At 70.7% G+C, this 9,799-nt stretch carries 4 protein-coding genes and 1 pseudogene; 4 read left to right on the forward strand and 1 reads right to left on the reverse strand.

Annotated features, from left to right (window positions below; genetic code table 11):
* Positions 1-29: 29 nt before the first annotated feature.
* A complete protein-coding gene (locus ACWC94_RS41005) occupies positions 30-6,269 on the reverse strand; it encodes a DNRLRE domain-containing protein (protein WP_450802720.1) in 6,240 nt (2,079 codons plus the stop codon).
* A gap of 518 nt (positions 6,270-6,787) precedes the next feature.
* Here ACWC94_RS41005 and ACWC94_RS41010 point away from each other — a divergent pair.
* The 4 genes and pseudogenes from ACWC94_RS41010 to ACWC94_RS41025 all read left to right on the forward strand — a co-directional run.
* Complete coding sequence (locus tag ACWC94_RS41010; protein ID WP_450802721.1) at positions 6,788-7,531, forward strand: TetR/AcrR family transcriptional regulator; 744 nt, start codon at positions 6,788-6,790, stop codon at positions 7,529-7,531.
* A 121-nt stretch (positions 7,532-7,652) separates the two neighbouring features.
* A complete protein-coding gene (locus ACWC94_RS41015; RefSeq protein ID WP_450802723.1) occupies positions 7,653-7,961 on the forward strand; it encodes a hypothetical protein in 309 nt (102 codons plus the stop codon).
* Positions 7,962-7,979: 18 nt separating this feature from the next.
* Positions 7,980-9,056 carry a M14 family metallopeptidase gene (locus ACWC94_RS41020; protein WP_450802725.1) on the forward strand — a complete coding sequence of 359 codons (1,077 nt, stop codon included), beginning with the start codon at positions 7,980-7,982 and terminating at the stop codon, positions 9,054-9,056.
* A 244-nt stretch (positions 9,057-9,300) separates the two neighbouring features.
* Positions 9,301-9,735 (forward strand): annotated as a pseudogene (locus ACWC94_RS41025) (sensor histidine kinase); the annotation flags it as partial.
* Between the last annotated feature and the right edge of the window lie 64 nt (positions 9,736-9,799).

A 9,799-nucleotide genomic window follows, 5' to 3' on the forward strand; every position in this document is an offset into this window, starting at 1 on the left:
CCACCCTGCCCGGCAGGTCACGGCCTGGGTCAGTAGTACCTGATTCTGGCGTCGTACATGTACGGGCCGTCGTAGAGGGTGCGCCGCCAGGTCAGGAACCACAGGGCGGTGATCTCCACGGTCCCCTTCGCCACGTACCAGTAGTAGGTCTCCTTCTCGTGCTGCCACCGTCCGTGGTAGCAGCGCCTGAAGTACCAGTTCTGGTAGCCGTACCGGGTCTTCATGCCGACGACCTTGATACGCAGGTTGCCGTAGGACATCCCAGCGAAGATCCAGTTGAAGAGGTTGAGCGCGTTGCGCTTGAACCAGCTCTTCATCCACTTGCTGTAGTTGTCGTGCCAGTGGCCCCAGTGGATGTGGCCGACGGACGTCTCCCGCCAGTAGTTGTTGTACCGGGTGCACTTGCAGTGGCTCGACGCACCGGAGTCGTCCTGCTGGTTCAACGGGTCGTGGCCGGCGTAGTCGTAGGCGTTCGCCGATCCGCCCGGCACCGGGTCGCTCTGCAGGAAGCGTCCGGTGGACGGGTCGTAGACGCGCAGCCCCATGAGGACGTCGCCCGAGACGGTTCCGCTGTTCCGCAGCGTGGCACCGCGGAAGCCGTACGTCGCCGTGGCGGTGCCGGACTCGGGGTTGCCGAACTCGTCGAAGGACTGCGAGACGACCGGGGCCGACTGGTCCAGAGGCAACTGGACCGTCGTGTTGCCGGCCAGGTCGGCCAGCTGCAGGACGGTACCGGTCGCGGCGCCGGTGACGGCGTCGAGGCCGCCCCCGATGCCCTGGACGTTGCGGCTGATGGTGCCCTGCGCGTCCACCGTCGACCAGTCGGGGCTGTCGGTGTCGTCCCCGTAGTGGTCGGTCCTGACCGCCGTCTGGCTCCAGGTGCTGTCGGCGTTCTGGGTCTCGGTGACCGAGGACGCCAGACGTCCGACCGCGTCCATGGTCCAGGTCTGCCGGCGGGTGCCGGAGGTCTCCTGCCTGACCAGGTCGGTGGTGTAGTACGCGAAGGTGGTGCCGTTCGCCTTGGTGGTGGTGCGGCCGAACGCGTCGTAGACGGTTCCGGCGTTCACCAGCCGGTCGGCGCTGTCGTAGGTGTTGGTGGTGCTGGTCGCACCGGTCGAGGAGCAGCCGGCGCCGGCCGCGCCCACCGAGACCGCCTCGCTGGTGCGGTTGGAGTTGCTGTCGAACCCGTAGTCGCGCCTGGTGCAGGTGCCGTCCGGGCTGCTGTCGTCGGCGCGGGTGAGCCGGCCGCTCTGGTCGTAGCCGTAGTCACGGCTGGCCGTCTGCCCGTTGGTGTCGTCGTCCGCGACCACCTGGTCCTGAACGGAGCGCTCGGCGGAGTCGGACGCGACGACGGTGCCGTCGCTGTCGCGCGTGTAGGTCCTGGAGGTCTGTGCTCCTGTCTGGTCCGTGCCGACGGTGAGGGTGTAGCCGCCCGGCAGCTGCTCGGTGGCCACACCGCCGTCCGCGTCGTAGGTGGCGTTGAAGGTACCCGCCACGGAGTCGGTGCGGGAGGTCTCCACACCGCGCGGGTCCTTGGTGGTGTCGTAGGTGTACGTGGTGGTCGACGGGGCCGAGTCGGTCGTCTTCACCGGACGGCTCAGGACGTCGTACGCGGTGGTGCGGACGTTGCCCGCGCCGTCGTCGTAGGAGATGTCCCGGCCCAGGGTGTCGTACGTCCGCCGCACGGTGTGCCCGCCCGACGCGACGGTGGCGACGTTGCCCGTCGACGCGTCGTAGGTGGCGGTGGTGTCGGCGACCGCGGTGCCCGTGCCGCCGGTGATGCTGACGGTGGTGGTGCGGCCCGCCGCGTCGGTGGTGACGGTGGTGGTGCGGGTGGTGCCGCCCGAGGTCCGCGTCTCCTTGGAGACGTTGCCCCACCGGTCGTACTCGTACGTCTTGGTGGGCAGTTGGGCCGGGTTGCTGCCGCCGCCGGTGATGGCGCCGGCCGGACCGACGGAGCACACCATGTCCGCCCACTCGGGGCGGCCCTGGCAGCTGCCCGTGCCGGTGGCCGACCAGTAGGTGGTGACCGTGGTACCGGCGTCCGAGCCGTTCGACTTGGGCATGATGCCCTTGACCTCACGCCCCTGCGCGTCGTACGAGGTCTTGCGCGTGATGGCCAGGCCCGACGGGTCCTGCGTGGTCGAGGTCGGCAGGCCCTTGACCCAGTCGTAGGCGGTCGCGGTCGTGCGGGTGTCCGCGTCGGACGGGTAGCCGTCCACGTGCGCGCCGACGACGACGGTCGTGGGCTCGTTGCTGACCGAGGCGGTGCCGTCGGTGGGACGGCCCTCGTCGTACGTGGTCACCGTGTGCCGGCGGGCGGCGATGGCGGTGCCGGCGGGCAGGTCGGTGCCGCCCGTGCCGGCCTTGAGGGTGCCGGTGAGCGTGACCATGTGCAGCGGGTCGTACTGCTGCAGCTCGCGCACCCCGTCGCTGGAGTACACGTGGGTGGTGGACAGCTGCTCGGCCCGGTCCGCGGTGGACAGACCGCTGATGCCGAGCGAGGTGAGCTGGGCCAGGCCCGTGCCGGAGGAGGCGAGCGCCAGCTCGCGGTTGCCGGCGGTCAGCTCCCGCACCGTGTTGCCGGAGCCGTCGTACTCGGTGGTGGTGATGTGCCCGCCCGGCGCCGCGGAGTTCACCTCGCGGCCGGAGGCGTCCGCGTAGGTCAGCGACGCGCGGGTGTACGACGACGAGGTCAGGCCGGCTCCGTCGTGCGAGGCGGGCACCGAGTCCGCGGGGAACACCGCGGCGGCGTCCGTCGGCACGTCCGTCTGCCCCCAGGCGGCCACGTCGGACGTGCCCATCTGGTACGGGGCGGTGCTGCCGCTCAGCGGGACGTCGTAGACCATCGAGACGGTGGCCGTGCCGCCGTCGGTCTGGTTCTGCGAGCCCTGCACGAGCGTGGGCCGGGACGCGGACAGCAGCATGCCCGCACCGGCGGTGGCGGCGTTGCCGGCCGTGCCGTAGGTGAAGGTCCACGGCAGTTCGCCCGCCGGGGTCAGGGTCGCGACGCGTCCCGCGCTGTCGTAGGTGTACGCGGTCTTCAGCGCGGGCGAGATCCGGGGGTCCCACTCCTCGCGCAGCCGGCCGGAGTCGTCGTACGCGTACTGCGCGATCGCCGTGGACGTGGACGTCGTGGCGCCGGGGGTGGTGGCCCACTCCAGGATCTGCTTCACCTGGCCGGTGTAGTCGCCCAGAGCGCTGGAGGTGGCGGTGGTGGAGGTCGCGTAGACGTACTGCAGCATCCGGCAGCCCGCGGTGGACGGCGTGGCCGCACACGTCGACGCGCTGACCGCGGACGTCGGGGCGATCAGGTACTTCGGGCGGGCCAGCGTGCTGGTGCCCGACGTCACCTTCTCGGACACCACCGTGGTGGTGGAGTCGGAGAGGGGCGTGAACGTGGTGGACACCTGCCAGGTGGTCGCCGCCGGGTCCACCTTCGCGAAGGTGGTCGTGGTGCCCTGGTCGTCCTTGAGCGTGAAGGTGCCGGTCAGAGAGCCGGTGAGGGTGAGGTCCTCCGCACCCGGCTCCGGCTTCCAGCCGCCGCCGCTGGTGGCGGTGAAGCCGGTTTCGTCGCCCTCGCTGTCCACGACGCCGACCGAGGTGGACGAGGTCTGCCGCAGGTAGTCCCAGCCGGAGTCGGAGGTCTGCGACGCGGTGCCGGAGGTCCACTGGGGGCCGAAGACGGGCGCCTGGCCCTCGGCGTCGGCGCCCGCGGTCGGGCGGCGGGACGAGGCCGTGCGGGTGACCGTCATGCCGAACGCCGAGGCATCGGTGGACGGCAGGGTGTAGTCACCGGTCAGTTCGTTCGCCGAGCCGGGGCCGACGTCGGCCGAAGGGGCGTCGCCGGCGTTGCGGTCGACGGTGACCGTCACGGGCTGCGCGTAGCCGGTGGTGGTCCCGTCCGTGAAGGCGGCACGGATGTCGACCGGGCCGTCCTCGCTCAGGCTGGTGGTGATGTTCCAGGCCAGGGCGGGCGGCGCGCCGTTCGGTGCCGCCAGGGGCCAGGAGGTGACCGCCGAACCGTCGCTGTTCTTGGTGACGTCGGCCAGCGGCACCGTGTGCCAGGAGTCGGTCTCGCCACGCCGGTACTGGTAGGTCACCCCGGTGTAGGTGGACTTGCCGGTGGCGGACAGCGCGACGCGCCGCGCGGGCCGGTCGCCGTCACCGGGCGCCAGTACGGCCGCGCCGTCGGCCCCGACGCCGAAGGCGTACTGGGTCGTCGTGGTGGACAGGTTGCCGCCGGAGTCGACGGTCTTGGCGTACAGGGTGTGCCAGCCGTCGGCGGGGTCGACGGTGATGGTCAGCGGGTCGCCACCGCTGCCGTCGGTGGTGTCGTCGATCCGGTGCGGGGTGCTGGAGTCGTCCAGGCCCCAGTAGTAGCCCTGCCCGTCGGTGGCGGACGTGTCCAGGGTGCAGGTCGCACCGCCGGAGGAGGTGGCCGTCCAGGAACTCTCGGTGTACGGGTCGCAGGTGATGCTCGGGGCGGCCGGCTTGGCGGTGTTGAGCACGAAGGTGGTGTAGCCGGACCACGAGCCGTAGTCGGTGCTGTCGTAGCCGCGCACCCGCACCCGCAGATGGGACCCGGACGGGAAGGCGTTGGCGGACGGCACGGTCAGGGTCGCCGTCGAGCCGGACGCCACGCTCGACGAGGTGGCGGTGTACGAGTACGTGCCCGCGTCGTTGTAGGCCGGGTCGGGCGTGACCTCGAACTGGGCCTTGACGGTACCGCCGTCGGCGTCAGTGACCTTGGCGGACAGCTGAGGCGTCAGCGAGGTGGCGTACCGCTTGCCGTTGTAGGCGTTCACCTGGGACGGCGAGATCGCCACCGACGTCGGCACGGCCGGGTACGAGTTGTAGGTGACCGTCAGGTGCGGTTCGACCGAGGAGTCGCCGGAGATGTAGTTGGCGGAGCGGAAACGCCGCCAGGTCAGCGTGTCGGTCTCGGTGGCGCCGCGGACCTGCAGGCCGTAGTTGGCCGAGCCGCTCGCCCAGGCCTGCACGATGGCGTCGACGTCGAAGTTCATCGTGCCGGCCGGGCAGGAGGAGTCGTAGCCGAGCGCCGCCTTGTTGGTGACCGCGCCGGTGGTGGTGGTCGACGGCTGGGCACCCCAGGTGATCGTCGAGGAGTCCCAGCTGGAGGTGATCCGCCGCACCTGGGTGCCCGACCCGGAGGTGGAACAGGTCGAGGAGTAGTACGAGTACAGCGCCAGGTTGGTGTCCAGGATGTGCTTGCCCGTGAACTTCGACACGTCGAAGTTCAGGTACGAGCGCGCCACATGGGTGCCGCTGTCGTAGGTGCCGGACTTCAGCTCCGTCGAACCGCGCTGGGAGTCCAGGTAGTCGGGGGTCTGCACCCAGGTGTCGGTGGTGACCGCCAGTGTGGAGGTCGGGTCGACCGTCACCGGGTAGGTCAGGTCCTTGCGGGCCAGGAAGGACGCGTCCGGGGTGAGTACCAGGGTCTGCCGGCCGTCCGCGGCCGTCTCGACCTTGGTGGCGACCTTCGCGACGTGCGCGGACTCCCCGGAGCGCGGGTCCTTGGAGGCGTCCCACATGCGCGGCGCCGGAGCGTCGGCCACCAGGTGGCCGTGGGCGTCCTTCAACTGCAGGTGCCCGGCCTTCGTGGCGGAGAGCTTCAGGCCCTTCAGATGCAGCGGGATGCGGTACGACGGTCGCGACGCGGGGGCGTGGGCGAGGTTGACGGTCTCGCTGAAGCCCTGCGGCAGCGCCGTCGCCTTCAGCGTCTGGCCGCTGCCCAGGCCGTAGGAGGCGGTCGCGCCCGTGACCTTCGGCGCCGGCAGCTTGCTCTGCCAGCCGATGCCGAACGACGCGGACCCCCGGGACACCGAGGCCAGCGACGTGTCACCGCCGTCGGACACGGCGACGTGGGCGGCGGCGGCCTTGGGGGCCAGCGTGGTGCCCGTGTGCGTCAGCGCGGTGTCGACGTCCCTCCAGGTACCGCCCTGCTTCACCCGGATCGGTCCGGCGAAGGACTCGGTCTGGAAGGCCCCCGACGGAAGCGCCCAGGTGGTGGTGTTCTCCGTCCGGTCGTTCAGCACCTCGATCCTGCGGTGCTGCAACCGGGCCATCAGGACGGCGGATGCTTCGTCCTCGGCCTGCGCGGGGCCATGGGGGGAGGGCTTCGCCGATGTCGCCGTCCGCGCGTGGGCGGCGACATCGGGGGTGGCGAAGGCGGTGCCGGTCGACTGCAGTACGAAAGCCGTCTCGGCGAGCAGCACCAGGGAGAGCAGACCGGCGGTGCGGCGCAACCCTGGTGACAGGCGGGACGGTTCTGTCCTGAACGGTCTCGGCCGCGCTCTCAAGCGGGCACGACTCATCCAAAACTCCTGTGAAAGATAAGTGCCAGGTAAGAAGGTGGGGGGCGAAGTGATTATTCGCAGCGCATCCTCAGGTGTGGGCCGCTGGTAAAGATCTCTCCATCAATACGGAAAGAAGTAGGCCGTGTTGCCTGGTCGGAGCGGGGGCGGAGGCGCGCCCACCGGGCGGCGGGTCGCCGGCGGCCGTCGTGATGAGGCATTTCGCCCGTGTTGGCGGATGGCTGACCGGCCGGTCGGTCTCACAGGGGCTTTGCTTGATCTTGACAGAATAAGATGAACATCTACGTGGAATTGATCATTGGGAAGTGGAACGGGGCGTTCCGGACGTGCTCGCGTCAATCGGGCCCCGCGGCCGACGCGGACTTACCCGTCACCCGGAGCGGAATCCGCCGAGCGAGGATAAAACGTACAATTAACAACGACATATACGTCGTATCCGGAGTGCGGCCATGGTTCAGCGCGACACCCCCGAGAGGCGGGGACGCCTCAGCCGCCCGCTGGTGCTCAGTGCCGCTGTAGCCCTCGTCGACCGGGCCGGGCTCGCGGCCCTGACCATGCGCCGCCTGGCCGCCGACCTGGGCGTGGAACCGATGGCCCTCTACCGCTACACCGACGGCAAGGAAGGCCTGCTCGACGGGTTGGTCGAGGCGTTCTTCGAAGAGGTCAACGAACGGCTGCGCACCTCGGCCCAGGAGTCCCGCGCCGACGGCGGCGCCGGACCGGCCGAACCGCCCTGGCGGGGAGAACTGTGCCGGATCGCGCGGGCCTTCGCCTGCGTCGTGCACGCCCATCCGCAGATCCTGCCGGTGGTCGCCACCCGCCCGCTCGCCGTGCCCGTGGCCCGCCGCCCGAGGGCCTGGCTCCAGCTCACCGAGCACATGCTCGCCGTCCTCACCCGCGCCGGATTCGACGACGCCACCGCGCTCACGGTCTACCGCACCTTCGTCGCCTGGACCCTCGGCTGCCTCCTCGTGGACAAGCGCCAGGTCGTCGACGATCCCGAGGAGCCCGACGTCATGCTGCGCCTGGGTCTGCACCGGCTGCCCGCGGCCGAGTACCCGCGGCTACGCGCCCTCGTCCCACGCTTCGACGACTACGACGACGAACGCGAGCTGATGGCCGGCCTGAACACCCTGCTGGGCAGTCTCCCCGAGCCTCCGCTTGACGCCTTCTACCGGGGCGGAGCACGCTGAGGATACGACGTACACATCGGGCATATGCTTACAGACACCGTCGAACTGCGCGCGCTCTTCACCCGTACCACTCGCGCCGCCGACGCCGCCCAGGCGGCCGACGGCGCCGGAAGAAGCCGTCATGTCCAGCACTTCCGAGCCCATCCTCCGGGTGCGCGTCACCGCCCGTGACGCCGACACCCTGCTTGCCCTGCTGCGGGACGCCCGCCCCGACGTCGGCGGCCGTCCCCACCGGTCCGCCGACGGCACCGTCGCCATCGACGCCTATGTGACCGCCGAGCAGGCGGAGGCCCTCGAACGCGAGGGAGTCTCGGTCACGACGATCGAGGACGCCACGGCCGTCGGCCGCGCCCGCCAGGCCGAGGTCGGCCAGGGCGACCGCTTCGCCCCCGCCGACGCGGTCCCCCGCGGCCTGGCCGCCAAGGCATAGGACGCCCAGGAGGACACCATGCCGTATCTGAACATCACCGAGGTCGACTCCGCCGTGACCAGCCTGGCCACCGCCTACCCGGCCACCAGCGAACTCATCGACCTCCCCGAGTCCTCGGTCGAGGGCCGGGCCTGCCGGGCCCTGCGGATCGGCTCCGCCCCCGCCGGCACCAAGGACTGCGCCGTACTGATCGGCGGGGTGCATGCCCGGGAGTGGGGCAGCTGCGAGATCCTCGTCCACTTCGCGGCCGACCTGCTGGAGGCCTACGCCACCGGCACCGGTCTCGGCTACGGGGGTACGCACTTCACCCGCGACGAGGTGCGCAGGATCGTGGACGGGCTGGAGCTCGTCGTGTTCCCCCTGGTCAACCCGGACGGCCGGCTGCACAGCCAGACCGTCGCGCCGATGTGGCGCAAGAACCGCAATCCGGCGAACTCGGGTGGCGACCCGGCCCGCATCGGCGTCGACATCAACCGCAACTACGACTTCCTCTTCGACTTCACCCGGGCCTTCGACCCGAGCGCCCCGGTGCAGGTCTCGGACGACCCGGCCAGCGACGTCTACCAGGGGCCGAGCGCCTTCTCGGAGCCCGAGACCCGCAACGTCCGCTGGCTGCTCGACACCCACCCCCGCACCCGCTGGTTCGTCGACGTGCACAGCTACTCCGACGACATGCTGACCAACTGGGGTGACGACGAGAACCAGTCCCAGGACGAGGAACAGAACTTCCTCAACTCCGCGTTCGACTACCGGCGGGGGCTGGGCAACGGCACGTACGGGGAGTTCATCCCGAAGGACGACGCCAACGACTGCGTCGACCTCGCACAGAAGTTCTGCGCGGCCGTCAAGGGCGTGGGAGGCCGTACCTACACCGCGAAGTCCGCCTTCCACCTGTATCCGACCTGTGGCACCAGCGACGACTACGCCTACGCGCGGCACTTCGCCGACACCACGCGTACCAAGGGCGGCATCCTCGGCTTCACTGTGGAGTGGGGCGACCGCCACGGCGGCTTCCACCCGCCGTGGCAGGAGATGGAGCGCAACATCCTGGACGTCGACGCCGGGCTCGTGCAGTTCTGTCTGACGGCTCTGTGACCGTCCTCGTCCCTCCGCGAGCCACCCCAGGCCAAGGCGGACACTCTCCGTAACAATCCGACCTGGGGCGGGCCGGGTGAACAGGTGTGCGGAATGTCGCGAGGTTATCGGTCTGTCGTACGAGAGTTCATACCAGAGCGGGACCAATCCTGCGGGACTTTGTCAACTGCCCCCCGCACATGATGCGGAGGCGACTACTGTCAGTGGCCGCATGGCAGCCCGACGGACAAGTACGAGGACGCAGATGTCTCACCTCCGAGCACCGGCCGGCCGTGCCGACCGCCGGGAGGGCGGACGGCACGGGCGACCGGTCGCCCGACCCGCTCCCGCACTGCCCGAGACGCACATACGGCCCCAGCTCATGCGGCTCGCCGTGCTGCCGCCCGTCGCGGTCGCCCTCAGCGCCACCGCCGCCGTTCTGTTCAGCATCCGGTCCTCCGGTGCGCGCACCGGGCCCATGCTGTGGGCCGTGATCGCCGGAGCGGTCACCGTGACCGTCGCCGGCATCCTCATCGCCGCCGTGGCCGCCGACCGCGCCGCCCGCTCGGTCTCCGACCGCGTCGCCGCCCTGCGCCGTACCGCCGCGCACGGTGAGGCCGACCTGCACGCCCTGGTCGACGCGCTGCGCCAGGGCGAGGCCCCGCCCCAGCGCTCGCCGCGCCGCCGCCCGCCGGCGGACCCCTGCTGCACCGGATGAAGGCCGGCGGCCAGCTGCCGTATCTCTCCGCCCGGCTGGGCGACCT

Source organism: Streptomyces sp. NPDC001135, from assembly GCF_053598395.1.

Excerpts from the sequence above, each read along its gene's own strand:
- ACWC94_RS41010 (WP_450802721.1), top strand. The coding sequence starts at position 6,788 with ATGGTTCAGCGCGACACCCCCGAGAGGCGGGGACGCCTCAGCCGCCCG.
- ACWC94_RS41015 (WP_450802723.1), top strand. The coding sequence starts at position 7,653 with ATGTCCAGCACTTCCGAGCCCATCCTCCGGGTGCGCGTCACCGCCCGT.
- ACWC94_RS41020 (WP_450802725.1), top strand. The coding sequence starts at position 7,980 with ATGCCGTATCTGAACATCACCGAGGTCGACTCCGCCGTGACCAGCCTG.